Genomic DNA, 25,941 nt, shown 5'->3' on the forward strand with positions numbered 1-25,941 from the left:
TGCGGAAGTTTTCCGTGAGGCTATATCTGGGGCAACGCTTGGAGCATTCATGGCCAAAGTCACCATTTATACCCGGCAGTTTTGCGGCTTCTGCAGCTCGGCGATCCGCCTGCTTCAGGAGAAGGGCGCGGATTACGAAGAGATCGACGCCACCTTCGAGCCCGACAAGCGGGCCGAGATGATGGCGCGCTCGAAACGCCAGACGTTTCCGCAGATCTTCATCGGCAGCCGGCATGTCGGCGGCTGCGACGATCTTTATGCGCTCGACCGGCAGGGGCGGCTGGAGCCCATGCTGGCGGGCGAGGAGGCCGGGTCGTGAGTTTCAAGGCAGCCTGTCTGCAGCTCAATGCCACGAATGTCGTTGCCGACAATATCGCCACGATCGAACGGCTGGCGCGCCGCGCCGCCGAGGCGGGGGCGGATTACGTGCAGACGCCGGAGATGAGCAACATCATCGAGCGCGACCGCGAGAAGCTGTTTGCGGCGATCACGACGGAAGCGGACGATCCGACGCTTGCCGCCTGCCGGGCGCTCGCCTCTGAGCTCGGCATCGTCTTTCATGTCGGCTCGCTCGCCCTGAAAAGTCAGGACGGGAAGATCGCCAACCGCGGCTTCGTGGTGGGACCGGACGGCGCCATTCTGGCGCGCTACGACAAGATCCATCTCTTCGATGTCGATCTGCCGGGCGGCGAGAGCTGGCGGGAATCGGCGACCTATACGGCGGGCGGCGAGGCGGTGCTCGTGCCGCTCGCCTTCGCCACGCTCGGCGTCTCGATCTGCTACGACGTGCGTTTTCCGCAGCTCTACCGGGCGCTCGCCAAGGCGGGGGCGGACGTGTTGACGGCGCCGGCCGCCTTCACCCGCAAGACCGGCGAGGCGCATTGGCATGTTCTTCAGCGCGCGCGGGCGATCGAGAACGGTGCCTTCATGATGTCCGCCGCCCAGGCGGGGACCCATCGCGACGGCCGGGAGACTTTTGGGCATTCCATCATCGTCTCGCCCTGGGGCGAGGTTCTGTCTGAGGCGGGCGGGGACGGCGAAGAGGTGATCCTCGCCGACATCGACACGGCGCAATCGGCAGAGGCCAGAGGCCGCATTCCCTCGCTCGCCAACGAGCGTAATTTCACGCAGCCCTCAGTCGGGCCATCCCTTGCGCCATCCGTCGCGCCGCCGATGAGGTCGGCATCATGATCCATTACGATTTGCGTTGTGACGAGGGCCACGGCTTCGACGCCTGGTTTGCAAGCTCGAAAGCCTTCGAAGAGCAGCAGGAGGCCGGGCTGCTCTCCTGTCCGCATTGCGGCTCGGCGTCCGTCGAACGCGCCTTGATGGCGCCGGCGATCGCGGGCGGGCGCGAGCGCGAGCCGGTCCACGCCGTTGCCCCCGAGCAGGGTTCGGCGGATGCGCCTGTCGCGGCCGGCGGCGGCAAGGGGCAGCAGGTGGCGACCACCGTGCCGGCGCCGCTTCTGGAGGCGATGCGCGAGGTGCGCAAATATGTTCAGGCGCATGCCGATTACGTCGGCAACCGCTTCGCCGAAGAGGCGCGCCGCATCCATTACAAGGAAAGCGATCCGCGCGGCATCTATGGCGAGGCGAGCCGCGAAGAGATCAAAGAGCTCAAGGACGAGGGCATCGAGTTCCAGCCGCTGCCGGTCCTGCCGGAAGATTTCAACTAGGCCGCGCCCGTCCCGCGTGAAAGCAATCTAGACCTTTTCCGTCGAGTTTTCTAAACCGGCGGGGATTGGCACGGGAGGCTCCCATCGGCGGACATCACGATCATCATCATGGCCATGATCACGCGCACGGGCATTCCCATGCTCACGGCCATGCGCATGCGCACGGGGCGGGCGGCAACGAAAAGCGCATGGCGATCGCCGCCGCGCTCACCGGCTCGTTCATGCTCGCCGAAGCGATCGGCGGTTTTCTCTCCGGCTCGCTCGCCCTTCTCGCCGATGCCGGCCACATGCTCACCGATTTCGCGTCCTTGTCGCTCGCCTGGTTCGCCTTTCGCATCGCGCGGCGCCCGGCGGATTGGAAGCGCACTTATGGCTTCGACCGCTTTCAGGTTCTGATCGCCTTCGTCAACGGCATCGCGCTTCTCGCCATCTGCGTGTGGATCATCGTGGAGGCGGTGCGGCGCTTCAATGCGCCGGTCGAGGTGATGGGCACGCCGATGCTGGTGATCGCCGTCCTCGGCCTCATCATCAACATTGCCGTCTTCTTCGTGCTGCACAGCTCCGAGGAGCAGAACCTCAACATGCGCGGCGCCATCCTGCATGTGCTCGGGGATCTGTTGGGCTCCGTCGCCGCGATCATCGCTGCGATTGTCATCCTGATGACGGGATGGATGCCGATCGATCCGCTTCTGTCGCTTCTCGTCTGCCTCCTGATCCTGCGCAGCGCCTGGTATGTGACGAGCCAGGCGGGGCATATCCTGCTCGAAGGCGCGCCGGCGGGCGTCGATGTGCGCGAGATCGAGCGCGATCTGCCGCAATCGGTCGAAGGCGTCCTCAACGTGCATCACGTGCATGCCTGGGCGATCAGCGAGGAGCGGCCGATGGTGACACTGCATGCGCGGCTGGCCGACGGGGTGGCGACCGATATCACCGTGCGGGCGATCAAGGCGCGCATCGCCGAGCGCTTCGACATCGATCATGCGACGATCGAGGTGGAAGGCCTGCATTGCGCCGACGAGGCGATGAAGCGCGCGTCTTAGGTTCGTTCGGGGGGGGCGTGCGTCAGTCCGCGGTGCGGGGCTGGCCAGCGAATGGCAGCCTCAGCTCTCGTCGGCGCTCCAGGACGAGATGTCTTTCGGGAGGCGGCCGGACGGGTCGTGGACGGTCACTTTGTGCGGCCGGTCCGGGCCCCAGCGCCACAAGACCAGATTGGCCATGTCGGACCGTGCGCCGCGTGCGAAGGACGGGACGAGAATGCCGGCGGCACCTTCATCGACGAGACGGCGCGACAGACGCCAGGAGGCGGGAATGCGGCCTTCCGCCCGATCGAGGGCCCAAGGCGAGGCCATCTCGGACAATGTCACGCCGGCCTGGCCCCGCGATCGCTCGTCGCGCAGATCGACGAGATCGTCGACATCGATGTCGTAAGAGCAGACCGTCAGCGGCTCGAGGCGGTGGCCGAAACCGTGGCCCATCTCGACGAACATGCCTTCGAGGGTAAGCGCGAGATAGAGCGCCGGGGTGCCGACCGGATTGAAGCGGCCGCCCTTGGCGGCGGCGCCTTCGCCGGATGTCGGCGCGAAGGCAAAGCGCGGATCATGGGCGCGGTAGGCGATCCCCTGCCAGCGCATCGTTTCCTCCGCGTGAGGTGGCTCAGGCGAAGCCGCCGAGCGCGATATGGTCGAGATAATCGCGGACGGCTGCGGCCTTGCCGTCTTTCACCAGAGCTTCCGCGGTGCGGTCGCCGAAGGCCGGGATCGGCTCGGCGCGGTACCAGGCCATGGCCTGTCTCTCGCCGCCTGCCCAGCCGGCGATACGGCCCAGAATTTCCAGCATTTCCAAGGCTCGTGCCTGCGTCTTCGGCGCCGTGAGACGGGAGGCGCGGTAGAGCGTATCGCGCTTGACGCCGATGGTTTCGGCGAGCTGCGTTTTCGACATGCCGAAATGCTCCGCGACGCCGTCGAGCGCGATGCCGCCCTTCTCGTCGACAAAAGCCGCCACGAGACCGGCACCCTCTAAGGGCGTGCCCGGCGCCGGGCGCCTGGACGGAAGGCTCGCTGCCGGTTGCGAGGTCATCTGAGGCTCCTGCGTTTTCGCGGACAAAACGTCCGCTCAACATGCCATTCAATATGGCATAGATCGCGCAATCTTGCCAGGTGTCTGCATTTCAGGAGCGCCGCACAGAAAGACCCGCCACGCGGGCGGGTCTCTGGGCTGGGTCTTTGCGGGCCGGGGGGAGGCCCGCTGGGGGGGGTGAGAAGACCCGGGTCCCGGGCCTTCTCCTGCGGGATCAGCGGACGACGTAGACGATGCGGTGGCTGCCCGGTTCGACGAGGACCGGCTGGCCGTTCACATAGGCGTATTCGTAGTCGTAATCCGGGATCGGCGTCAGCGTGACGGTTTCGGGCACGCCGGCGCCGACCACGACTTCGCCGTCGAGATAGACGGGCTGCACCGGGTTCGTCTGCACATAGGTGGTGACGGTCTCCGGCGGGTCGATGATGGCGCCGGCCGCAGAGCCGCCGACCGTTCCGGCAGCCCCGCCGATCGCGGCGCCCGCCGCCGCACCCACCGGGCCGCCGATCAAGGCGCCGGCGACGGCGCCGCCGACCATGCCGGTCGCGCCGCCCGCCGTGCCGCCGGTTTCGGCGCCCGAAGGCTCGTAGGTGGTCACGGGCACGCCGGCATCGGCGTAATGGTCGGTCATGACGACGGGCGAGCCGCTGATCGGTGCGGTCAGATAATCGGAATAGGCCCAGCCTTGCGTGCCTTCATGGGTGACGGTGCACCATTTGCTGCCCTGGAGGCAGCCGTTCACGGTGACCTCGTCCTCGCCCGGAATGTAGCCGACGATCGGATATTCCGGCCCGGGGCCCGAGCGGATGTTGAGGTCGGTGGTGGCGGTTGCCGCGCTCTGGGCGAGGGCGGTGGTCGAGAGCGCTGCAAGAGCGGCCGCTGCGAGCGTCGCGTTTTTGGCAAATCGCATGATCGTCTCCGTTCAGATTGATGGCGCTACAACCTGAAGGCGGGAGAAGCGGTTCCGGCACGTTGCGCGAAACCGCTCCAGTCTGTGGCGGGTGCGCAACAGTCGCTGACGCAAGCGTGTTCGGCAGGCGCCTTGCTGCCGCAGTCGTGCCCGCTAAGTGATTCTCGAAAGCGAACGACGCGCCGCAATGATCAGCCACGATGACGAACCATCGCGACAGGCGGCGTCGCGAACAGGAGGCAGAATGCGCAGAGCGGCGGGACCACGGTTCAAATATTCGCCGGCGGAATTGTGGGCGGACGGGATCGTGCATGGGCTCGGCCTGTCGCTGGCGATCGCAGCCGCGATCGCCGTGCCGCTCGCCCTGAGCGGACGCGTGCCCGCCGGGGAAATGGCGGCGGTGGGCGTCTATCTCGGGACGCTCGTTCTCTCGCTCGGGATTTCGGCCGCCTACAATCTGTGGCCGGCGGGGAGCGTGAAGGCCGTCTTGAGGGGGCTCGACCATTCGGCGATCTTCCTTCTGATCGCCGGCACCTACACGCCCTTCATGGCGGTGAGCGAAACCTGGTGGCTTCTCGCCTTCGTGTGGAGCGTGGCGGCGGCGGGCGTCTTCGGGAAACTGTTCGTGCCGCACCGTTTCGATCGCGTCGCGCTCGTCGCCTATCTCGGCCTCGGCTGGTCGGGCATCGTCGCCTACGGACCTTTGACGGAGGCGCTGTCGTCGTCCGTCGTCTGGCTCGTGATCGGCGGCGGCATCGTCTCGTCTATTCGGCGGGCGTCATCTTTCACGTCTGGGAGCGGCTTCTGTTCCAGAACGCCATCTGGCACGCCTTCGTGGTGGCGGCCGCTTCGATCCATTTCGTCGCCGTGTTGAAGAGCGCGGCGGCGTGAGCGGCCAGGTCGCTGCGGGCTCTCAGGCGACGACCGTGGCGATCTCTTCGACGCCTTCCCAGATCATGTGGCCGGCCACATAGACGATGATCAGAAGACCGACGTAAGCGATCCAGCGCTGCTTGTGCAGGAGGTCGGCGATGAGGCTTGCCGCGACGCCCATCAGCGCGACCGACAAAACGAGGCCCGAGGCGAGCACCCAGGGGTGCTGGTGCGCGGCCCCGGCGACGGCGAGAACGTTGTCGAGCGACATCGACAGATCCGCCAGAATGATCTGAAAGACCGCCTGAGCCATGGATTTGGGCTGCGGGTTTTCGATGGATGCGGCGTGATGCCCGCTCTCGTGGCAGGCCCTGCGATCGGCCTCGAGTTCCCGCCACAGCTTCCACGACACCCAGAGAAGCAGGATGCCGCCGGCCAGCAACAGGCCGATGATCTCCAAAAGTTCGACGGCCACGAGCGCAAAGGCGATGCGCATGACGGTCGCCGCGGCGATGCCGATCGCAATGACTTTGGTGCGCTGCTTCGCCGGCAGCGCCGCCGCCGCCATGCCGACGACGACGGCATTGTCGCCGGCAAGCACGACGTCGATCATGACGACGGTCAGAAACGACCAGATCTCGGCGCTGGTGATCACGTGACTGGCAGGTTCGAAAAGAAAAGGCTCAAACGTGCGGGCTGTCGACGCTCAGCGTGCCGGCCGCTCTGCCAGCATCATATAGTTCACATCCATGTCCCGTGACAGGCGCATTCTGTCCGTCAGCGGGTTGTAGACGACGCCGGTCTCGTCCTTGATCGTGAGACCTCCCGCCATCAAGGCGTCGGCCAATTCGCGCGGCTTGACGAAACGATGGTGCTCATGCGTGCCGCGGGGCAGCCAGCCGAGCACATATTCGACGCCCACGATGGCGAGCGCGAAGGATTTCATGGTGCGGTTCAAGGTGGCGAGGAACATGAGGCCGCCCGGCTTCACGAGCGCTGCGGCGGCCGCGATATAGGCCTCCACATCGGTGACGTGCTCCACCACTTCCATCGACAGGACGACATCGAAGAGGGCGCGTTCGGCGGCGAGATCCTCCGCCGCCGCACAGCGATAATCGATGACGAGGCCGCTTTCGGCGGCGTGGCCGGTCGAGACTTCGATGTTGGCGGGGGAGGGATCGATGCCCGTCACTTTGGCGCCGAGACGCGCCATCGGTTCGGCGAGAAGCCCGCCGCCGCAGCCGACATCGACGATGTCGAGCCCCGAAAACGGTTTCGGGGCGCGCGGGTCGCGGTCGAACTGCTCGCAGACATGGCGCACGATATAATCGAGCCGCACCGGATTGAGCTTATGCAGCGGGCTGTTCTTGATGCCGCCCCACCAATCCTGAGCGCTCTGCTCGAATTTGGCGACTTCCTTGGGATCGATGGTGGATGAGCCGGCCTGCATGATGTCCTCCGCTTGGGCGCGTGCGGAGAAGAGGTGGCGAACGGGTCGGAAGTCAAGCCTCCCCGGCTGCGACCTGCTTTCCAGGAGGAGGATGGACAAAGGGGAACGGCGCGCTGCACTCACCCCTCCGGCCATCCGCAAGCGCTGTTCATTCGGCCTGCGAGCGCAAAAAACCCACGACATCGGCCGCGGCGACAGCACGCTTCAGGGCGACATCGTTGACGCGCGTGTAGAGTTCGGTCGTGGCGATAGAGGCGTGGCCGAGAAGTCGCTGCACGTACCGGATATCGGTGCCGCGCTCGATCAGAAGCGTGGCGGCCGTGTGGCGCAGCATGTGCGGCGTGATGATCTTGTCGATGCCGAGCCCCTGACGCAGCCGGTGGAGGCGACGGCGCAAGGTCTGCGGTTGGAGCGGCGTGCCGCGGCTGTTGAGGAGAAGCGGCGCCGTGATGCCGGCCTCATGGATGCGCGCGGCACGGCGTTCGATGAGGCCGTTTCGGAGCTTCTCATCGGCCACGTAGACGATCCGGTCGCGCGAGCCCTTGCCGGTGATATGGATGGTGGATCCGTCGCCCGAGAGGTCTGCGGCGCGGATCGAACAAAGTTCGGAAACGCGCAAGCCCGTGGCGCTCAAGAGAAGGATAGCGAAGATCGTGTCGGGGTCGGAAGCCGCCCCGGCCTGGCCGGCGGCGATCAGGCTTCGCACCTCGTCGAGGGACAGGGCGCGGGGCAAGCGCCGCGGCCGCTTCAGCGCCGGCATCCACTCCTTGAACGGATCGCTCACGCCCCATGTCTTTGCCGCATAACGAGAAAAACCGTGCAGGCAGGCCATGTGGCGGCGCGCGGTTGCTGGCTTCGCCGGAGTCGGTCCGCCCAAAAGGTGAGTAAGATAAGCCCTCAAAACTTCGACATCCAGTGCCTGAGGTAAAGAACCGCTGCCGCAAAACTCCCCAAAACTTGAAAGATCGCTTCGATAAGCTTGAATAGTGTTGAAAGCGAGTTTACGCTCAACCTCACAATGAAACAGAAACTCGACGCACGCTTCCCGGTAACGCATTGATTTCTCCGGCAAAAGCCGGCGATTGCACAAAATGGTTTATTTTGTACGGAGTGCGGGCGGCTTGTCAGTGCGAAACCGCTGATGGATAACTCGGAATTATGAGCGCAAGGGATACAAGCTCGGCTTTTGAGGCTCTTTCGCTCCTTCCACCGTTCCGAGCATTTCCCGGATTTAAACCTCACCCTAAAAGACTGGTTGATGCTCATTTGGCAATTGTTGTTACTTTGTATGCCATCTTCTTGGCGATCGCATTTGCAGAAGGAATGATTTGGAATGACACCGGAATAGGAATCCTTGAAAATCCACCGTTCTTTGCTCATTTTCTAGTAACTACAGCGTCTGTACCGCTCGTTGCTGCCATAGCACGAAGGGCGACACTTAGTTTCGACGAGATAATAGACCAGCCAAATGCTCAGGAAATTTTCTTGAGTGTGCTGGGCGAAAGCCGTTTCGCGTGGTTTATTTACGGAGTTACGGTTTTGGTGGGAATCATAGCGCTGGCGGCCTCCATTGTAATGGCCGCAAGCTTTGTGGTTGACGTCTATGACTCCACCAGTAATTTTCCAACATTTTTAGCCTATACGCTGGTGCGATTCTACCAATACCTGATCTGCTATCCATTGCTCGTGGCCACACCTGCCGTGCTGGCTATATTGTACTTTGTCGCGCTAAGGAGAACAAATGTCCGGTATGAGCCGTTCGATCCGGATTATAGCGGCGGTCTAAAAAAATATCTTAGAGTATTCGACCGACCATTCTTTATAATTCAATCCCTTACCGTTCTAATTGCAGTCGCAAACTACTTAGGTTGGGGGCAGTTTGGAATTGTGCCAACGGTGCTGGCGGTGGGCGCGCCAACGGTTGCTACGAGCCTTGCGGTCACATTGTACTTGTCATTCCATAGGCTGGCACGAGCTCTGCGTGATCGGGAATTGCTGAGGATTGGGGTCTATCAAAACGACCTTTATCGGCATTTGCTGGTTCCGCCCGACGAAAGGTCCAGACCCGCGAAGGAATTGATTGATGAAATCGAGGCCAATGAGCGCCTCGCTGTACTTATACGAGAACGCCGTAATTGGGGTTGGGTCAAGTACGCTCTAAATTACTTGGTCGCAATTGCCCCACATATATTAAATATGGAAATCACGACGAACTTCCTCAATCAACTGGGCTCGCAATCGATAGGTTCTTAGGGTCATATTAGCAAGAGATAACATCAAAGCTGCGAATAAAATATTATTTAGGTACGTAATTTGAATATCAAGCAATGAGCTAAATAGAACATACAAATATATGCATGCCGTCCCCACGAAACTCATCGATTTTGTCCCGTCAATTCGAAGTGTGGCGATGTAGGTTTGGACAAAAATATAGAGAGTATCCCTCAGGAAGAACGGCATAAAATATAAAACCGGCACGCCGATCGAGACCAGTAGCGCTATTTGAAGATAAATATTGAAGCGATCAACGACGTAATCGAAGATTGCTCCACCTCTAGTTGCCGCCTCCCAGCGCCGGGCCAGATGGCCGTCGGCCAAATCCGATATAAACATGTACAGGAAGGCGAGCGCTAGCAACAATCCGGCGGAATCCTGAAAGAGAAAGATTGAGGCAACGCCGACGAGCAACCTAGAAAACGTCAAGGCGTTGACGAGGGCAGTCTTGTACGCTGACTTCGTCGTGAGGCTCATAATTCCGAGTTATCGTTTGTTCAGGAGATCCCCCCGCGGGGACCGCCGTCCAGATTGCTCGTCACCGCCCCGATTGCCCCCGGGCGCATTCCCGGCTAAAAGCGGCGCGCCGGGGTGCCCGGCCGCGGCCTTGCGCCATTTTTGTTGGCGGGTCGTACCCACAAATTCCATCAGGCCTAGCCGAGCCGAAAATGTCCCGCCTCGTGATGAAATTCGGCGGCACTTCTGTCGCCGATCTCGACCGCATCCGCCGTGTTGCGCGCCATGTGAAACGTGAAGTCGATGCCGGCCACGAAGTCGCCGTCGTCGTTTCCGCGATGGCCGGCGAGACGAACAAGCTCGTCAAACTGTGCCGCGAAGCCTCGCTGATGCACGACGCGCGTGAATACGATGCCGTCGTCGCTTCGGGCGAGCAGGTGACGGCCGGGCTTCTCGCCATCGTCTTGCAATCGATCGGCGTCGATGCGCGCTCCTGGCTCGGCTGGCAGATCCCGCTTCGCACCGATGCCGCCCACGGCGTGGCGCGCATCGCCGACATCGATTCCCGCACGCTTCTCGAGCGCATGAGCCGCCAGCAGGTGGCGGTCGTCGCGGGCTTCCAGGGCGTCGCGCCCGACAACCGCATCGCCACGCTCGGCCGCGGCGGCTCGGATACGAGCGCGGTGGCGCTCGCGGCGGCCCTCGGGGCGGAGCGCTGCGACATCTATACGGACGTCGACGGCGTCTATACGACGGATCCGCGAATCGTATCGGGCGCCCGGCGCCTGCCGAAGATCGCGTTTGAGGAAATGCTCGAAATGGCGTCTCTCGGCGCCAAGGTGCTGCAGGTCAGATCCGTCGAACTCGCCATGGTGCACGGGGTCAGAACCTTCGTGCGCTCCTCCTTCGACGACCCGGAAGCGCCGCAGGTCGGCGAGGGCAATCTGCCCATCGGCACGCTCATTTGTGACGAGGACGAAATCGTGGAAAAGCAGCTTGTCACCGGCATCGCCTATTCGAGGGACGAGGCGAAGGTCACGCTCCGACGCGTCGAGGACCGACCCGGCGTCGCCGCGACCATTTTCGGCGCGCTCGCCGATCAGGCGATCAATGTCGACATGATCGTGCAGAACATTTCCGAGGACGGGCGCACCACCGACATCACCTTCACCGTCACCACGACCGATTTCGAGCGGGCGCTCGCCCTCATCGAGGGGATGCGGCCGGGCGTGGCGATGGAGATGGTCTCGGGGTCGAGCGACGTTGCGAAAGTCTCCGTCATCGGCATCGGCATGCGCAGCCATGCGGGCGTCGCGGCGGAGGCGTTCAAGGCGCTCGCGGCGCGCGGCATCAACATCCAGTTGATCACGACCTCGGAGATCAAGATCTCCATCCTGATCGACGCCGCCTATACCGAACTTGCCGTACGCACCCTCCATTCAATATACGAACTGGACAAGACTTGACGGGCTAACGTCGAATACGGCGCTCACGGGGGACGGGGCGGCCGTGAGAGACTGTGCACGGCGACGGGATGAGGGGGTCTGCCCGCAATGCGAGAGACGCTTGCCGGACCGAGAGTGCTGCTCAGGCGGCTCCGCGAAGTCATGGCGGAGCCGATCGGCGCACAAGATCGTCTGGATAAGATCGTCAGGCTGATCGCCGCCAACATGGTGACGGAGGTCTGTTCCGTCTACATCCTGCGCGCCGACGGGGCGCTCGAACTCTTCGCCACCGAAGGTCTGAAGGCCTCGGCCGTCCATCGTGCCACGCTGCGCGTCGGCCGCGGCCTCGTCGGCCTGATCGCGGCGGAGGCGCGACCGCTCAATCTGCCCGATGCGCAGAAGCATCCGGCCTTCGCCTATCTGCCGGAGACCGGGGAGGAGATCTACAATTCCTTCCTCGGCGTGCCGGTGCTGCGTGCCGGCCGCACTCTCGGCGTACTCGTCGTCCAGAACCGCGCCCACCGCTCCTACACCGAGGAGGAGGTGGAAGCCCTGCAGACGACAGCCATGGTGCTCGCCGAAATGTTTGCCGCCGGCGAAATCGAAGACCTCGCCACGCCCGGCGCCGACCTCGATCTCAACCGTCCCTTTCGTCTGGAAGGCGCGGCGTTTTCGGAAGGAATCGGGCTCGGAAAAGTGCTTCTGCACGAACCGCGCGTGGTGGTGACGCAGCTCATTGCGGAAGATGTCGATCAGGAACTCGTGCGCCTCGACGAGGCGATGCGGAGCCTGAGGCTGTCCGTCGACGATCTTCTGGCGCGCGGCGTGGAGGCGGGCCAAGGCGAACATCGCGACATTCTCGAAGCCTACCGGATGTTCGCGCAGGATCAGGGCTGGGTGCGGCGGCTGCGCGAGGCGGTGGCGGCGGGCCTCACCGCGGAAGCGGCGGTGGAGAAGGTGCAGAGCGACATGCGGGCGCGGCTCGCACGCAGCGCCGATCCATATCTGCGCGACCGGCTGCATGATCTCGACGATCTCGGCAACCGGCTGTTGCGCACGCTGATGGGCCGTCCGCACGGTCCGGGCAGCGCGCAGATGCCGGCCGATGCGGTGGTCGTCGCGCGCAATATGGGGGCGGCCGAACTTCTCGATTACGACCGCGACAAGCTGCGCGGCCTGGTGCTCGAAGACGGGGCGCCGACGAATCATGTGGCGATCGTGGCGCGGGCTCTCGGCATCGCCACCGTCGGCCAGGTGGAAAACGTCGTGGCGCTCGCCGAATCGGGCGATCCCGTCATCGTCGACGGGGAGACGGGCGAGGTGCATCTGCGCCCGCCGGCTGATATCGAGCTCGCCTATGTCGACAAGGTGCGCTTCCGGGCGCGGCGGCAGGAGCAGTTCCGCCGCCTGCGCGATACACCCGCCTCGACCAAGGACGGCGTCGACGTCTCCTTGATGATCAATGCCGGGCTGATGATGGATCTGCCGCATCTTCAGGAATCCGGAGCGTCGGGCATCGGGCTCTTCCGCACCGAATTGCAGTTCATGATCGCCTCGTCGTTTCCGCGCCTCGGCGAGCAGGAGGCGTTTTATCGCGACGTCATGGAAGGGGCCGGCGACAAGCCCGTGACCTTCCGCTCGCTCGATGTCGGCGGCGACAAGGTGCTGCCCTATATCCGCACGCATCCGGAAGAAAATCCGGCGCTCGGCTGGCGCGCGATCCGGCTCGGCCTCGACCGGCCGGCGCTTCTGAAGACGCAGATCCGCGCTTTGTTGAAGGCGGCGGCGGGACGCACTTTGCGCCTCATGTTCCCGATGGTGACAGAGGTGTCGGAATTTGAACGCGCCGCGCAGATCGTTCGGAGCGAAGAGGCGCATTTGCGGCGCCACGACCATCCGACCGCCGACAAGGTGGAGCTCGGCGCGATGCTGGAGGTGCCGTCGCTTCTGTGGCAGCTCGACGAGCTTCTGGCGAAAGTCGATTTCCTGTCGGTCGGCTCCAACGATCTGTTTCAGTTTCTGATGGCGTCCGACCGCGGCTCGACGCGGCTTGCCGGCCGTTTCGATGCTTTGTCGCCGGCGTTTCTGCGCCCCTTGCGCAAGGTCGCGCATCGGGCGCGCGATATGGGCAAGCCGGTCTCCGTGTGCGGCGAAATCGCCGGGCGACCGCTCGAAGCCATGGCGCTTCTGGCGCTCGGCTACCGGTCCCTGTCGATGGCGCCGTCGTCGATCGGGCCGATCAAGGCGATGATCCTGGAATTGCGGCTCGAACCCCTTGCCGAACGGCTCAATGCCATGCTGGACGGGGATGTGAGCGCCTCGGAACTCCGCACCGAATTGCGGGCCTGGGCGAATATCGAACGCATCCCCGTGTGAGCGAATTCTCGCTATAGAGAGCGGATGATACCGAAAGAACGACTGGACGGGCTGATCGCCCGCCGCAACGCCATCACCACGGAACTCACCAAGGCGCCGGAGACGGAGGTCTTCATCCGCCTGTCGCGCGAGCTTGCCGAGATCGAGGAGGTGGCCGGCAAGGCCGAAGAGCTGCTTGCGGCCCAGCAGGAGCTCGAAGACGCCGAGGCACTGACCGCCGACCGCGACAGCGATGCGGAGATGCGCGAACTCGCCGAAGAAGAGGCCTATGCGCTGCGCAAGCGCATCGCCGTGCTCGCCGACGAGATCCGGGTTCTGCTTCTGCCGCGCGACGAGGCGGATTCCAAAAGCGCCATCCTGGAAGTCAGGGCCGGCACCGGCGGCGACGAGGCGGCGCTTTTTGCCGGCGACCTTTTCCGCATGTATTGCCGCTATGCCGACCTCAAGAAATGGAAGGTCGAAATCCTCTCCGTCTCGGAGGGCGAAGTCGGCGGCTACAAGGAAGTGATCGCCTCCATCTCCGGGCGCAGCGTCTATGCGCGGCTCAAATTCGAATCGGGCGTGCACCGGGTGCAGCGCGTGCCGGAGACCGAAGGCGGCGGCCGCATCCATACCTCGGCGGCGACGGTCGCCGTCCTGCCGGAGGCGGAGGATGTCGATATCGAGATCCGCCAGGAAGATCTGCGCATCGACACGATGCGTGCCTCGGGCGCCGGCGGGCAGCACGTCAACACGACCGATTCGGCGGTGCGCATCACGCATCTTCCGACCGGCATCGTCGTCACCTCGTCGGAGAAGTCGCAGCACCAGAACCGGGCGCGCGCCATGCAGGTTCTGAAGGCGCGGCTTTATGACATGGAGCGCGAAAAGGCCGACAGCGAACGCGCCTCGGCCCGCAAGAGCCAGGTTGGTACGGGCGACCGCTCGGAGCGCATTCGTACATACAATTTCCCACAGGGGCGGGTGACCGACCACCGCATCAACCTGACGCTCTACAAGCTCGACAAGGTTCTGGCCGGCGAAGCGCTCGACGAACTCGTCGACGGGCTCGTTGCCGACGATCAGGCGAACCGGCTTGCCGCGATCGAAGCCGAGCCGGCATGAGCGTCCGGGCATGAGGCGGGACATGAGGACGCAGGCGTGAGGGCGGGGCGATAGCGAGCCGTCCGGCCGGTCGCGGGGCGCCAAGCCGCGACGCACTTGTGAAGCAAGCGCGCGCAACCCTGAAGGCGGCCGGCATCGCCGATCCGGGGCGCGACGCGCGGCTGCTTCTTGCTGCCGCCTGCGGGATTTCCGCCGAACAGCTGATTTCTGCGGGTGATGCGCTGGTGACGAGCGAGGAGGAGGCGCGGTTTTCCGCCTTCATCGCCCGCCGTGTGGCGCGCGAGCCCGTCGTCCGCATTCTCGGAGAAGCGGAATTCTGGGGGCTTTCGTTTCTGGTCGGGCCGGACGTTTTGACGCCGCGGCCGGAGACGGAGCATGCCGTCGAAACCGCACTCGCCTTTCTCGGGTCCGAGGGGCGTGGCGAGCCGCTCCTCTTCGCCGATCTCGGCACGGGAAGCGGGGCCATCGCGGTGGCGCTGTTGCGGGAGCTTCGCGAAGCGCGATGTGTCGCGGTCGATCTCAGCGCCGCAGCGCTCGATGTGGCCCGGCAGAATGCCGCAAGGCACGGGGTGGATGAGCGATTTTTGCCGTTTCACGGCGACTTCCGCGATCTCGGAGAGGTGGTCGCGCGGCAAAACCTGACTTTTATCGTTTCCAATCCACCCTATATAGAGAGCGACGTCGTCGCGACGTTGATGCCGGAGGTCGAACGCTTCGATCCGAAGATGGCGCTCGATGGCGGCGAAGACGGGTTGGCCGCCTACCGGGCGATCGCAGAGGTCGCTCCCGAATTTTTGAAACCAGGCGGTGCACTTATCCTTGAGATCGGCGCGGGCCAGGCGGAGAGTGTCACGGCACTTCTCAAGGAAAACGGACTTTCTGCATGTTCCGAGACAGTCGATCTTGCCGGAATCGTGCGTGTGGTCAGCGCCAGGAAAGCTTGTGATGACAGTGTTGCACACGCTGCTTTCGCCTGCCGCAATGCGAAAAAATAACTTGGAAATCCAAGTCAATCTCGCTACGGTCAAGAGGCGATCCGGGGCACAACGCCACACAAATGTCCTTGAGACAGGCGAAGTTTTCGCCCCCAGCGCGGATCGTTTGCACGTCTTCGCCACCGATGGTCATTAAAGACACGGGCAGCTCCGGCTGAATTGGGAATCGTGCGATTGGAAAACTCAGCCTCGGTCAAGCCGTGGCGAGTAGGGGCACGGATCAAAAAGCTCTAAACCAGCGAGAACGGTTGATGAGGCATAATCAGAACAGGCGGTCGCGGGGACGCAACCGCAAGGGGCCTAATCCTCTTTCGAGAAGCTATGAATCGAATGGGCCGGACGTCAAAGTTCGTGGAACGGCTCAGCACATCGCCGACAAATACGCCTTGCTGGCACGCGATGCGCTTTCTTCGGGGGACAATGTCTCGGCCGAGAACTATTTTCAGCACGCAGAACACTACAACCGCATCCTGATGGCTGCGCAGGCGAACATGCCGCAGCAGCAAAGCGTCAACAATCAGGATCAGGACGACGACGACGATAGCGACGACTACCGTCCGATGAACGGCCATCGCCAGCCCTCGCGCAACGATTCGCGCCAGGACGACCGCGATTCCGACGAGCGCGAGACGCGCGGCTCGGGAAATCGGGACGATAACCGCCGCGACGATAACCGTCGTGATGACGGGCGCCGCGATGATGGACGGCGGGGAAATCGCGACGGCCGCAATCGCGACGAACAGGCCGCATCGAGCGACAACGACGACGACAACGAGGGTGATGGCGAGGAGCGCAGCGAGCGCCGTCCGCGCCGTACCCGCCGTCGTCCGGCCGCGGTCGCCGAGAGCGCAGACACCGGCAACTCGGACGATGCGAGCTCGGATGAGCCCGCTGCCGAGAAGCCCAAGCCCGCTCGTGCTTCCCGCTCCAGCAAAGCCGCCAAGGCGGCCGAGAACGGCGCGGACGGCGACGAAGGGGCGGCCGAAGCCGCGCCGGCTCCGAAGCCACGCCGCCGCACCAAGAAGGCGGCGGCTGCCGACAGCGAAAGCAACGGCAACGGCAACGGCAACGGCGAAGCCAAGGTCGAGATGAAGGCCGACGGCAAGAGCGACGAAAAAGGCGAGCCGACACGCGACGGTGCTGCGGCTCTGGCAGCCTTTCCGGAATAAGTTTCGGCTCATTGAAACAGTGACATCAGGCGCGGGTCTCGGCCCGCGCCTTTTTCGTATCCGCTATCGGCTCCGCGGAATGGGCGGACGGCCTTGCCGCCCTGCGCGATTTACGGGTTCGGCGCCTGCCTCACCCTGCCGTTTCAGGCCGTCAGGCCGGAAGCGAAAACGCGTCGCCCTCGCGCAGCGAGCCGGCGGTTGCGGCCGTGAGATAGATGCCGAAATCGGAATGGCCGTAGAGCTCCAAGAGGGCTCGCGGGAGGGCCGCGTCGCGCGCGCCCGTCTTTGGATCGACATTGGTGGCGGCGCAGCGCTGCGTGCGCTTTCGCCCTGAGAGAGTGATCTCCGGCAGGTCCAGCGTCTTGCCGATCCAGTCGAATTCGGCAAAGGGCGGCGCCCCGTCGATGACGATGTTGGGCCGGAAACGCAGGGGATCGAGGCTGCGGCCGAGCTTTTCCTCGAATGCGCGCAGGCTTGCGAGATTGACGAGATGCAGCGATTTCGTGCTCACGTCGGAAAAGGAATGACCGGGCACGCGCAGAAGCCGCGGCGGACCGCGCAGCTCCGCGGCGAACTCTTCCGCCACCCAGGCTTCGAGCGCCGCACGGCCTTCCGGCGTGGCCAGCGAGCCTGAAAAGCCGGCCGAGCCGCCATCCTTCGGCCTGACCGACAGCTCTTGCGTCGCCTCGTCGAAGCGACTTTCGAAGGTGGCGAGCCGCTCGTTCTTCATCAGCATCAAAAAGCGGATCTTCGGAAGATGCTGCGGGTTCTCCGGATCGAAGCCCGAGGGGCCGTTCTCGATCGCAAAGGCGCGGTCGAAGGGCATGGTCTCGCCCTCGTCGAGCCGCACGTCTGTGAGGTGTTCCGGCGACAGGCCTTTGACGGGATAGCGGTAAAGCGCGGTGACCTTGATCATGGGCTTTCGCTTCCGCTGCGGCGGTGGGAAAGTCAACCGGCGGTGCGCGCCGGAGGGTGGAGACGTACGTTTCCGGGGGCTGCTGGTTACTCAAATGCGGGCTTTTCGCTCCCCCTCAAAAGAGCGGTTGCCGAGGCTCGAAAATCGGCCCCGCGACCATTGCGTGGCAAATCAGCCACACCCATATGAGGTCCCGATACGGGGCGCTTCCGAAGAAGGCCTCAATCTCATGTCAGGTGCGGGATGCTTCGGGTCCCGGCGCCGGAAGGGGTCAAACGATGAATTTTGAAAAATACACAGAACGCGCGCGCGGCTTCATCCAGTCTGCGCAGACTTACGCGTTGGGGCAGGGGCATCAGCAGTTCCTTCCCGAACATCTTCTGAAAGTTCTCCTCGACGATCCGGAAGGCATGGCGGCGGGCCTCATTTCGCGCGCCGGCGGCCGTCCGAAGGAGGCGCAGCTCGCCAACGATGCGGCGCTCGCCAAGCTGCCGAAAGTGTCCGGCGGCAACGGCCAGCTCTATCTGGCGCAGCCGCTCGCCAAGGTTCTGCAGACCGCGGAGGATGTGGCGCAGAAGGCGGGCGACAGCTTCGTCACCGTCGAACGGCTGCTTCTCGCGCTCGCCATCGAAAAGGGCGCGGCGACCTCCGGCATTCTCTCCAAGGCCGGGGTGACGGCAAACGGGCTCAACGACGCGATCAACGACATCCGCAAGGGGCGCACGGCCGATTCGGCGTCTGCCGAGCAGGGCTATGACGCTTTGAAGAAATATGCGCGCGACCTCACCGAAGAGGCGCGGGCGGGCAAGCTCGACCCGGTGATCGGCCGCGACGAGGAGATCCGTCGTGCCATCCAGGTCCTGTCGCGGCGCACGAAGAACAATCCTGTGCTGATCGGCGAGCCGGGCGTCGGCAAGACCGCGATCGCGGAGGGTCTGGCGTTGCGCATCGCCAATGGCGACGTGCCCGAGAGTCTGAAGGAGAAGAAGCTCCTCGCGCTCGACATGGGTGCGCTCATCGCCGGCGCGAAATATCGCGGCGAGTTCGAAGAGCGGCTGAAGGCGGTTCTCTCGGAAATCGAGGCGGCGGCCGGCGGCATCATCCTCTTCGTCGACGAGCTGCACACGCTGGTGGGCGCGGGCAAGGCGGAAGGCGCCATGGACGCCTCGAACCTTTTGAAGCCGGCCCTGGCACGCGGCGAGCTGCACTGCGTGGGTGCGACGACGCTCGACGAATACCGCAAATATGTCGAGAAGGACGCAGCCCTGGCGCGGCGCTTCCAGCCGGTCTTCGTCAACGAGCCGAATGTCGCCGACACGATCTCGATCCTGCGTGGCCTCAAAGAGAAGTACGAGGTGCATCACGGGGTCCGCATCACCGATTCGGCGCTCGTTTCCGCGGCGACGCTTTCCAACCGCTACATCACCGACCGGTTTCTGCCGGACAAGGCGATCGATCTGATGGACGAGGCCGCCTCCAGGCTCCGCATGCAGGTCGATTCCAAGCCGGAGGCGCTCGACGAGCTCGACCGGCGCATCATCCAGCTCAAGATCGAGCGGGAAGCCTTGAAGAAGGAGACCGATGCGGCCTCGCATGAGCGGCTCGAAAAGCTGGAAAAGGAGCTTGCCGACCTCGAAGAGGAATCGGCCGCGCTCACCCAGCGCTGGCAGGCGGAGAAGGAAAAGCTCGCCGGTGCCTCCAAGCTCAAGGAGGAGCTCGACCAGGCGCGCTTCGATCTCGAACAGGCGCAGCGCCGCGGCGATCTCGCCAAAGCGGGCGAGCTTGCCTATGGCGTCATCCCGCAGCTCGAGAAGAAGCTGAAGGAAGCGGAAAAGCGCGAGGCGCAGGCCTCCAATGGCGAAGGTGGCGGCGGACTGGTCGAAGAGGCGGTGACGCCCGACCATATCGCCCATGTCGTGTCGCGCTGGACCGGCGTTCCTGTCGACAAGATGCTCGAAGGCGAGCGCGACAAGCTCCTCAGAATGGAGGACGAGCTGTCGCGGCGGGTCATCGGCCAGGCCGAGGCGGTGCATGCGGTTTCGACCGCAGTCAGGCGTGCGCGCGCCGGGCTGCAGGATCCGCATAGGCCGATCGGTTCCTTCATGTTCCTCGGCCCGACGGGCGTCGGCAAGACGGAGCTCACGAAGACGCTCGCCGACTTCCTGTTCGACGACGAGAGCGCCATGGTGCGTATCGACATGTCGGAGTTCATGGAGAAGCATTCCGTGGCGCGGCTGATCGGTGCGCCTCCGGGATATGTCGGCTACGAGGAAGGCGGCGTGCTGACCGAAGCGATCCGCCGGCGGCCCTATCAGGTCGTGCTCTTCGACGAGATCGAAAAGGCGCATCCCGACGTCTTCAACGTGCTTCTGCAGGTGCTCGACGACGGGCGGCTGACGGACGGCCAGGGCCGCACCGTCGACTTCCGCAACACGCTCATCATCATGACCTCCAATCTGGGGGCGGAGTTCCTCTCCAACCTCAAGGAGACGGAGGACGTCGATGCCGTGCGTGAGGAGGTGATGCAGGTGGTGCGGGCGAACTTCCGGCCGGAATTCCTCAACCGCGTCGACGAGGTGATCCTGTTCCACAGGCTGAAGCGTCAGCAGATGGCCGCGATCGTGGCGATCCAGCTGAAGCGGCTCGAGACGCTCCTGGAGGACCGCAAGATCGAGCTCTCGCTCGACGACAGCGCCACGGCCTGGCTCGCCGAGAAGGGCTACGACCCCGCCTATGGGGCGCGGCCGTTGAAGCGGGTGATCCAGAAGCAGGTGCAGGACCCGCTGGCGGAAAAAATCCTCGCCGGCGAGATCCGCGACGGCGCTGAGGTCAAGGTGACGGCGGGGTCCGACCGGCTCCTCTTCCATGTCGTCGGCTCCAAGACCGGCACGGAGGGCGAATCGATCGCCGCCTGAGGCCGTTTGGCGACGGCGCCCCGCTCCGGCGAGGCGCCGTCCCTTTCCATAAAAGACACAAACGCTCTCCCCGCAGCCCGGGGAGGGCGTTTTTTTATGCGTGCCGGCATTTCCTCCTGCCCCTCGCGCGAGCGGCCTCGTTTCAGCGGCGGGGCGCGCCTCTGCCGGGAACTCCCCTGGCCCTTAAGACTTTGTCCTTCCCGGCTGCGCTAACGTCGCAGCGTTTGGATGACAGGGCAGGGGCATTTTCATGCTTTCAATGAGACGCGTTGTTGCCGCGGCGGTTTTCGCCTGCGCGGCGGCAGGTTTTTCCGCCACGACGCAGGCCGCATCCTGCGGCAACGGGCCGGCGGGCTTTCCGGCCTGGCTGCAGGATTTCAAGCAGGAGGCGGCAAGAGCCGGCATCTCACAGCGGGTGATCGATTCGGCGCTGTCGGGCGTCTCCTATCAGTCGAAGGTCATTCGCCTCGATCGCGGCCAGCATTCCTTCAAGCTCTCCTTCGACGAGTTTTACCGCAAGCGGGTGAACGACGCGATGATCCGCAAGGGGCACAAGCTCATCGGCCAGTATTCGTCGCTCCTGTCGTCGATCGAAAAGCGCACCGGCGTGCCGCCGGAGGTGATCGTCTCGATCTGGGGGCTGGAGACCGGCTATGGCCGCAATTCCGGATCGATGGCGACGTTCCCGTCGCTTGCCACGCTCGCCTATGATTGCCGGCGCTCCGCCTTCTTCACCGGCGAGCTCTTGGCGGCCCTGAAGATCGTTCAGCGCGGCGACATCGCTCCCGCGCAGATGCGCGGCGCCTGGGCCGGCGAACTCGGCCAGACGCAGTTCCTCGCCTCGTCCTATCTGCGCTTCGCCGTCGACGGCGACGGCAACGGGCGGCGCGACCTCATCAATTCGGTGCCGGACGTGCTCGCCTCCACCGCCAATTATCTCCGGGCCTATGGCTGGCAGCCGGGGCAGGGCTGGGAACCGGGCACGACGAATTACAACGTGCTGCACCAGTGGAACAAAGCCGACGTCTACGTGAAGACGATCTCGGTGATGGCCTCGAAAATGGCCGGGCGAAGCTGACGGCGCATCGCCCGGTGGAGGCCTAAATCGGCGCGCGGAAGATGAAGAACGCGCCGAGCCCGATGAAGGCGAAGCCGACGAGCTGGTTGAGCGTGATCGGCTCTTTCAAATAGATGGCGGAGAAGCCGACGAAGACGACGAGGGTGATGACCTCCTGAATCGTCTTCAGCTCCGCCGCGCTATAGGCGCGGTAGCCGATGCGGTTCGCCGGCACGGCGAAGCAATATTCCAACAGCGCGATCATCCAAGAAATGAGGATGACGAGCGGCAGCGGCCGGTCGGTGAAGCGCAGATGCCCGTACCAGGCGACCGTCATGAAGAGATTGGATGCCGACAGAAGCAGGATCGGCGCGACCTGCGGCGGGATGGAAAGCGTCATCGTGACCTTAAGACAAGGCGGGATGCCGACAACGCTCCCGCGAGCGAAGCAATGAGGAAGACCGCCGAAACGTTCCCGCCGCGGTGATCAATCGCGGACGGGACAGGCGTCTCAGATGCCGAAACAGCCGGGCAGACCCGAGACCAGCACCGACATGAAGATCGCATCCGACTTCAGCTGCCAGCCGAGAAAGACGGAAACGATCGCCGCGAGCGCGAGCAGGGCCGAGGCGGCGGTGAAGGCGAGCGAGCCGTCGAAGGGAAGCTTCATGGAGGCGATGTTGCGCCGTCGCGCGCTCCACCGTCAAGCGCGGCCGTCAAGCGCGGCCGTCAAGCATGGGTCAAGCAGCGCCGTCAGGCAGGCGTTCAAGCAGCGCCGTCGAGCAGGCGGTTGAGCTTGGCGAGGGCTGCGTCGCGGTCTTCGTTGAAATTGATGGTGCCGGCGAGGCGACCGTCCCCGTCGAGCAGGAAGACCGAGGCGGTGTGGTCCATGGTGTAGTCGCCGCCCTCCGTCTCCACCTTGCGATAGAAGACATGGTAATCGTCGAGCATGGCCCGCACCTTGTCGGGCTCGCCGGTGATGCCCCGGATCCCGGCGTCGAAGGCTGAGACGTAATCGGCCATCACTTCGGGCGTGTCGCGTTCCGGATCGACGGTGACGAAGACGAGGGCGAGATCGTCCGCCTTGTCGCCGAGCGCTTCGCGCCAGCTCGCCATGTCGGCGAGCGTCGTCGGGCAGACATCAGGGCAATGGGTGAAGCCGAAGAAGACGGCGGAGGGGTGGCCCTCGAAAATCTCTTCGGTGACCGGCGCGCCTTGTTCATCGACGAGAGTGAAATCGGCGCCGAGCCGCTCGCCGCCGGCGATGCCGCCCTGGTTGCGGGAAAGGACCCAGAGGGCCGTGACGCCGACAAGAGCGGCGGCAACCGCGATCCAAAGTCCAATCAAGATGCCGCGTCGCATGTTGTCAGGCTCCTTTCAGGCAGGTTTCGCCACGAGAGATCCGGCGCCTTTCGGGATCGGCGCCCGGGCTGCGGGCTCAGTCGGTGAGGGTCGCGACGCGGGAGGAATTGTCGCGTGCGATCAAGGCGTCGATGCGCTGACGCTCCTTGTTGAAACGGGCGAGCTCGGCACCGGTCAGAGTGTGGCCGCGCGGGACGCGGATCTTCAAGGGGTCGACGAAGCGGCCGTTGACCAGAACCTCGAAATGCAGATGCGGGCCGGTCGAGAGACCCGTCGAGCCGATATAGCCGATGATCTGTCCCTGATGGACGCGCATGCCGACCTTGATGCCTTTGGCGATGCCGGACATGTGGTTGTAGGTGGAGACATAGCCGTTGGCGTGCTTGATCTCGACGCGCCGGCCATAGGTGGAGAACCAGCTGGCGCGCTCGATGATGCCGTCGCCGGCGGCGATGATCGGGCTGCCGCGCGGCGCCGCCCAGTCGACGCCGGAATGCAGCTTGTAGCGGCCGAGGATCGGGTGCTTGCGCATGCCGAAAGCGGACCGGAAGACGCCGTTCGGGACCGGCTTGCGCAGGAGGAACTTGTTGGCACTCTTGCCGTCCGGATCGTAATAGCCGATCGAGCCGTCTTCCTCGTCGCGGTAGCGATAGAAGCGATGCTTGGCGCCGTTGACGGTGAGCGAGGCGTAGATGAGTTCCTCCGCGTCGGGATCGCCCGTATAGACGGCCTCGAATTCGTCGCGCCTCGAGGTCCGGCTCTGCAGATCGGTGTCGAAGGAGAAGATGCGCACGAGCTTTTCGGCAAGCTCGGGCTCCATATCGAGGCTGAGGGCGGAGCGCCAGAGCGCGCTGTAGACGCTCGGAAGAGAAGAGCGGGAGCGCGTGTCGGCGATGTTGGCGGTCTCGAAATCTCCGTCGCTGAAGTTCGGCTCGGCCGCCGCCACATAGGCGCCGCCATCTGAGAGCGCCACCGTCGCCAGATGCTGGCCGTTGGAATAGAGGCTGACGCGCACCGGACGGACGCGGCCCGCTTCGTCCTCGGCAAGGCCGAGGCGCAGCTTCTGGCCGGCACGGAAATCGAAGGCGAAATTGGCGATCATCGTCGACTGGATCTCGGCCGCCTCCACCTCCGTGGCGCCTTCGGCCTCCAGGAGCTTGGTCAGCGCGTCGCCGGTCGCGACCTGGACGATCTTTTCCTCGATCGCCTCGTCGACGGGTGCCTCGTCGTTCTTCTCGATGAGAGAGACGTTTTCCGGGACGATGGCGACGGCGAGGTTGTTGAGGGAGAGGGGATCGGCCGAACTCACGTCGAAGCGGCCGGGATCGACATAGGGAAGCGAGGCGACTTCCACGGCGCCTTCGGCGAGGAAGGGCGCATTCTCGCGGATGATGCGCTCCACTTCGGCCGTCTTCAGCGCCGCGGTCTCGTCGTAGCGTTTGGCGTTGACGGGAAAGGGCTCGCTCTTGATGGTCACTTCGCCGTCGACCTCGGCGCCGTAGATCGTCTCGGCTGCCGCCGTCTCGGACGGCTCCGGCGAATTGCTTTCCGCAAACAAAGCGAGCGCGTTGAACTTCGGCACCCGGGCGACGATGTCTTCGGAGACCGGGGCGGCGAGCGCGCGCCTGACATGCACGAAGGGGCGGACCTTGATGTGTTCGCGGTCGTCGACGCGGGTGACGGTCGAAACCTGAATGACGCGTTTCAGCTCTTCGCCGTCGGGCTCGACGCGAATGCGATCGCTCTTGCGCCCGACGGTGCCACCGACGAGACGGCCCGGATCGATGGCGGCAAGGGCCGGACGGATGATGCCTTCCGGCTTCAGCCCGATCGCCGCCTGCAGCGCGCCGCCCACCAGGATCACCGAGAACACGGCCGTGACGACAGATCCACCCAGCCAGCGCAGGCTGAGCCGCCGCCGGTCTGGCCGCCGCTTCAGCGAGAGATGATAGAGCGGTTCGTCGTCACCCAGATCGACGGACGGAACCGGGCGCTGTTTCAAGAAAGGGTGCACCCCGTCGTTTTCCTTTCCCCGCATGCGCGCCGCATGCGCGTCTCTGTATAGCTCGCGTGCGCGATGTGTGACAGCCTTCCGATAGGGTTGCGAATGTGACTGCTTCGTGACGCGTCGTGCCAGCGGGGGTGCCCCCTGTCAACGCGACCGAGTGAAAGCCGCGGAAATCCGGGCTTTCGACGGCTTTTTCTGAAAAGCGCCGATGTTTTTAAAACTCGGTGTTGACAGGTCGGGGCGGCCTGAATATATACCGCGACACCGGCGGCGGGGAGCACTGCTCTTCGGGGCTCGACGCTTCATCGCCGGCTTCCATTCTTATCCAGGGCGTATCCCGGCGAGACCGGTGAAACTCTGGCGGTCGCGAGAGGCTCACTTGAGCGACCGGGGCGGTTGATATCGCCTGTTCTTTGACAATCTGGTTTATTGAAGAAAGAGAAGCGTGGACGGCGATGTCCGCCGGCTCTGATGTCCTTTTCGGAGGATATTGAGAGCTGAACGAGACTTCGGCGGTCGACGTTTTCTCTGAGCTCACATGTCGATGCACGCTGCGGAAGCGGCGGGTATTTGACGGTGTGACCTCGTCAAGACGTGCGATCAATAGCCGATCAAAGTTCTCATTCAACTTGAGAGTTTGATCCTGGCTCAGAACGAACGCTGGCGGCAGGCTTAACACATGCAAGTCGAACGCACTCTTCGGAGTGAGTGGCAGACGGGTGAGTAACGCGTGGGAATCTACCCAGTGGTACGGGATAACCCGAGGAAACTCGAGCTAATACCGTATACGCCCTTCGGGGGAAAGATTTATTGCCATTGGATGAGCCCGCGTCGGATTAGCTTGTTGGTGGGGTAACGGCCTACCAAGGCAACGATCCG

At 63.9% G+C, this 25,941-nt stretch carries 24 protein-coding genes, 1 rRNA gene and 2 pseudogenes (1 of these 27 running past the window's edge); 14 read left to right on the plus strand and 13 right to left on the minus strand.

Annotation, left to right across the window (positions count from 1 at the left end):
* Positions 1-49: 49 nt before the first annotated feature.
* The 4 genes from grxC (at position 50) to ACK8CP_RS17955 (ending at position 2,716) form a co-directional block, all read left to right on the plus strand.
* Positions 50-319: a glutaredoxin 3 gene (gene grxC / locus ACK8CP_RS17940; protein ID WP_414832723.1), complete on the plus strand. Its 270-nt coding sequence runs from the start codon at positions 50-52 to the stop codon at positions 317-319.
* On the plus strand, positions 316-1,191 hold the full coding sequence (locus ACK8CP_RS17945; RefSeq protein WP_414832724.1) for a carbon-nitrogen hydrolase family protein: 876 nt from the start codon (positions 316-318) through the stop codon (positions 1,189-1,191). Before grxC ends, ACK8CP_RS17945 begins: the two co-directional genes overlap by 4 nt.
* Entirely contained in the window at positions 1,188-1,676 is a 489-nt protein-coding gene (locus ACK8CP_RS17950; RefSeq protein ID WP_414832725.1) for a DUF1178 family protein, read from the plus strand. Before ACK8CP_RS17945 ends, ACK8CP_RS17950 begins: the two co-directional genes overlap by 4 nt.
* A 188-nt stretch (positions 1,677-1,864) precedes the next feature.
* A complete protein-coding gene (locus ACK8CP_RS17955) occupies positions 1,865-2,716 on the plus strand; it encodes a cation diffusion facilitator family transporter (RefSeq protein ID WP_234629135.1) in 852 nt (283 codons plus the stop codon).
* A gap of 60 nt (positions 2,717-2,776) precedes the next feature.
* Here the strand turns inward: ACK8CP_RS17955 and ACK8CP_RS17960 are convergent, their stop codons facing one another.
* From ACK8CP_RS17960 to ACK8CP_RS17970, 3 genes are all read right to left on the minus strand, one after another.
* Positions 2,777-3,307 (minus strand): RES family NAD+ phosphorylase, encoded by a 531-nt coding sequence (locus ACK8CP_RS17960; RefSeq protein ID WP_414832726.1) that lies wholly within the window; start codon positions 3,305-3,307, stop codon positions 2,777-2,779.
* Positions 3,308-3,329: 22 nt separating this feature from the next.
* Positions 3,330-3,752, minus strand: a complete 423-nt coding sequence (locus ACK8CP_RS17965) for an antitoxin Xre/MbcA/ParS toxin-binding domain-containing protein (protein WP_414832727.1) — start codon at positions 3,750-3,752, stop codon at positions 3,330-3,332.
* 214 nt (positions 3,753-3,966) lie between these two features.
* Positions 3,967-4,662: a DUF1236 domain-containing protein gene (locus ACK8CP_RS17970; RefSeq protein ID WP_092814449.1), complete on the minus strand. Its 696-nt coding sequence runs from the start codon at positions 4,660-4,662 to the stop codon at positions 3,967-3,969.
* A gap of 244 nt (positions 4,663-4,906) precedes the next feature.
* On the opposite strand from ACK8CP_RS17970, the pseudogene trhA reads away from it, so the two are divergent.
* Positions 4,907-5,553 (plus strand): annotated as a pseudogene (gene trhA / locus ACK8CP_RS17975) (PAQR family membrane homeostasis protein TrhA).
* A 22-nt stretch (positions 5,554-5,575) separates the two neighbouring features.
* On the opposite strand, the gene ACK8CP_RS17980 reads toward trhA, so the two are convergent.
* From ACK8CP_RS17980 to ACK8CP_RS17995, 4 genes and pseudogenes are all read right to left on the minus strand, one after another.
* The gene (locus ACK8CP_RS17980; RefSeq protein WP_414834296.1) at positions 5,576-6,148 is read right to left on the minus strand and encodes a YjbE family putative metal transport protein; all 573 of its coding nucleotides are present in this window, start codon (positions 6,146-6,148) and stop codon (positions 5,576-5,578) included.
* A gap of 93 nt (positions 6,149-6,241) precedes the next feature.
* A complete protein-coding gene (gene ubiG, locus ACK8CP_RS17985) occupies positions 6,242-6,988 on the minus strand; it encodes a bifunctional 2-polyprenyl-6-hydroxyphenol methylase/3-demethylubiquinol 3-O-methyltransferase UbiG (protein ID WP_234629406.1) in 747 nt (248 codons plus the stop codon).
* A gap of 145 nt (positions 6,989-7,133) precedes the next feature.
* Positions 7,134-7,769 (minus strand): tyrosine-type recombinase/integrase, encoded by a 636-nt coding sequence (locus ACK8CP_RS17990; protein WP_414834297.1) that lies wholly within the window; start codon positions 7,767-7,769, stop codon positions 7,134-7,136.
* A gap of 72 nt (positions 7,770-7,841) precedes the next feature.
* Positions 7,842-8,042 (minus strand): annotated as a pseudogene (locus ACK8CP_RS17995) (site-specific integrase); the annotation flags it as partial.
* Between the two features lie 101 nt (positions 8,043-8,143).
* Between ACK8CP_RS17995 and ACK8CP_RS18000 the strand changes: the two are divergent.
* Positions 8,144-9,238, plus strand: coding sequence for a hypothetical protein (locus ACK8CP_RS18000; RefSeq protein ID WP_414832728.1), 1,095 nt, complete (start codon positions 8,144-8,146; stop codon positions 9,236-9,238).
* Here the strand turns inward: ACK8CP_RS18000 and ACK8CP_RS18005 are convergent.
* Positions 9,176-9,736 carry a CDP-alcohol phosphatidyltransferase family protein gene (locus tag ACK8CP_RS18005; RefSeq protein ID WP_414832729.1) on the minus strand — a complete coding sequence of 187 codons (561 nt, stop codon included), beginning with the start codon at positions 9,734-9,736 and terminating at the stop codon, positions 9,176-9,178. The genes ACK8CP_RS18000 and ACK8CP_RS18005 overlap by 63 nt on opposite strands.
* A gap of 191 nt (positions 9,737-9,927) precedes the next feature.
* On the opposite strand from ACK8CP_RS18005, the gene ACK8CP_RS18010 reads away from it, so the two are divergent.
* From ACK8CP_RS18010 to ACK8CP_RS18030, 5 genes are all read left to right on the plus strand, one after another.
* Entirely contained in the window at positions 9,928-11,181 is a 1,254-nt protein-coding gene (locus ACK8CP_RS18010) for an aspartate kinase (RefSeq protein ID WP_234629130.1), read from the plus strand.
* Between the two features lie 87 nt (positions 11,182-11,268).
* Entirely contained in the window at positions 11,269-13,536 is a 2,268-nt protein-coding gene (gene ptsP / locus ACK8CP_RS18015; RefSeq protein ID WP_414832730.1) for a phosphoenolpyruvate--protein phosphotransferase, read from the plus strand.
* A gap of 24 nt (positions 13,537-13,560) precedes the next feature.
* Positions 13,561-14,640 carry a peptide chain release factor 1 gene (gene prfA / locus ACK8CP_RS18020; protein WP_234629128.1) on the plus strand — a complete coding sequence of 360 codons (1,080 nt, stop codon included), beginning with the start codon at positions 13,561-13,563 and terminating at the stop codon, positions 14,638-14,640.
* Positions 14,641-14,738: 98 nt separating this feature from the next.
* Positions 14,739-15,635 carry a peptide chain release factor N(5)-glutamine methyltransferase gene (gene prmC / locus ACK8CP_RS18025; protein WP_414832731.1) on the plus strand — a complete coding sequence of 299 codons (897 nt, stop codon included), beginning with the start codon at positions 14,739-14,741 and terminating at the stop codon, positions 15,633-15,635.
* A 251-nt stretch (positions 15,636-15,886) separates the two neighbouring features.
* Positions 15,887-16,804: a DUF4167 domain-containing protein gene (locus ACK8CP_RS18030; protein ID WP_414832732.1), complete on the plus strand. Its 918-nt coding sequence runs from the start codon at positions 15,887-15,889 to the stop codon at positions 16,802-16,804.
* A gap of 151 nt (positions 16,805-16,955) precedes the next feature.
* On the opposite strand, the gene ACK8CP_RS18035 is transcribed toward ACK8CP_RS18030, so the two are convergent.
* Complete coding sequence (locus ACK8CP_RS18035; RefSeq protein ID WP_414832733.1) at positions 16,956-17,720, minus strand: MOSC domain-containing protein; 765 nt, start codon at positions 17,718-17,720, stop codon at positions 16,956-16,958.
* Positions 17,721-17,998: 278 nt separating this feature from the next.
* Between ACK8CP_RS18035 and clpB the strand changes: the two genes are divergently transcribed.
* Both clpB and ACK8CP_RS18045 read left to right on the plus strand, forming a co-directional pair.
* Positions 17,999-20,635 (plus strand): ATP-dependent chaperone ClpB, encoded by a 2,637-nt coding sequence (gene clpB, locus ACK8CP_RS18040; RefSeq protein WP_414832734.1) that lies wholly within the window; start codon positions 17,999-18,001, stop codon positions 20,633-20,635.
* A 250-nt stretch (positions 20,636-20,885) separates the two neighbouring features.
* Complete coding sequence (locus ACK8CP_RS18045) at positions 20,886-21,713, plus strand: lytic murein transglycosylase (RefSeq protein ID WP_414832735.1); 828 nt, start codon at positions 20,886-20,888, stop codon at positions 21,711-21,713.
* A 22-nt stretch (positions 21,714-21,735) separates the two neighbouring features.
* On the opposite strand, the gene ACK8CP_RS18050 is transcribed toward ACK8CP_RS18045, so the two are convergent.
* From ACK8CP_RS18050 to ACK8CP_RS18065, 4 genes are all read right to left on the minus strand, one after another.
* Entirely contained in the window at positions 21,736-22,092 is a 357-nt protein-coding gene (locus ACK8CP_RS18050; protein ID WP_414832736.1) for a DMT family protein, read from the minus strand.
* A gap of 111 nt (positions 22,093-22,203) precedes the next feature.
* A complete protein-coding gene (locus tag ACK8CP_RS18055) occupies positions 22,204-22,362 on the minus strand; it encodes a hypothetical protein (RefSeq protein WP_164879548.1) in 159 nt (52 codons plus the stop codon).
* Between the two features lie 95 nt (positions 22,363-22,457).
* On the minus strand, positions 22,458-23,054 hold the full coding sequence (locus tag ACK8CP_RS18060) for an SCO family protein (RefSeq protein ID WP_414832737.1): 597 nt from the start codon (positions 23,052-23,054) through the stop codon (positions 22,458-22,460).
* Positions 23,055-23,130: 76 nt separating this feature from the next.
* Complete coding sequence (locus tag ACK8CP_RS18065) at positions 23,131-25,068, minus strand: peptidoglycan DD-metalloendopeptidase family protein (RefSeq protein WP_234629120.1); 1,938 nt, start codon at positions 25,066-25,068, stop codon at positions 23,131-23,133.
* Positions 25,069-25,687: 619 nt separating this feature from the next.
* Here ACK8CP_RS18065 and ACK8CP_RS18070 point away from each other — a divergent pair.
* Positions 25,688-25,941 (plus strand): 16S ribosomal RNA (locus tag ACK8CP_RS18070) (it continues 1,214 nt past the right edge of the window).

It is taken from the genome of Afifella sp. YEN Y35 (assembly GCF_047553465.1).
Lineage (GTDB): Bacteria > Pseudomonadota > Alphaproteobacteria > Rhizobiales > Afifellaceae > Afifella > Afifella aestuarii.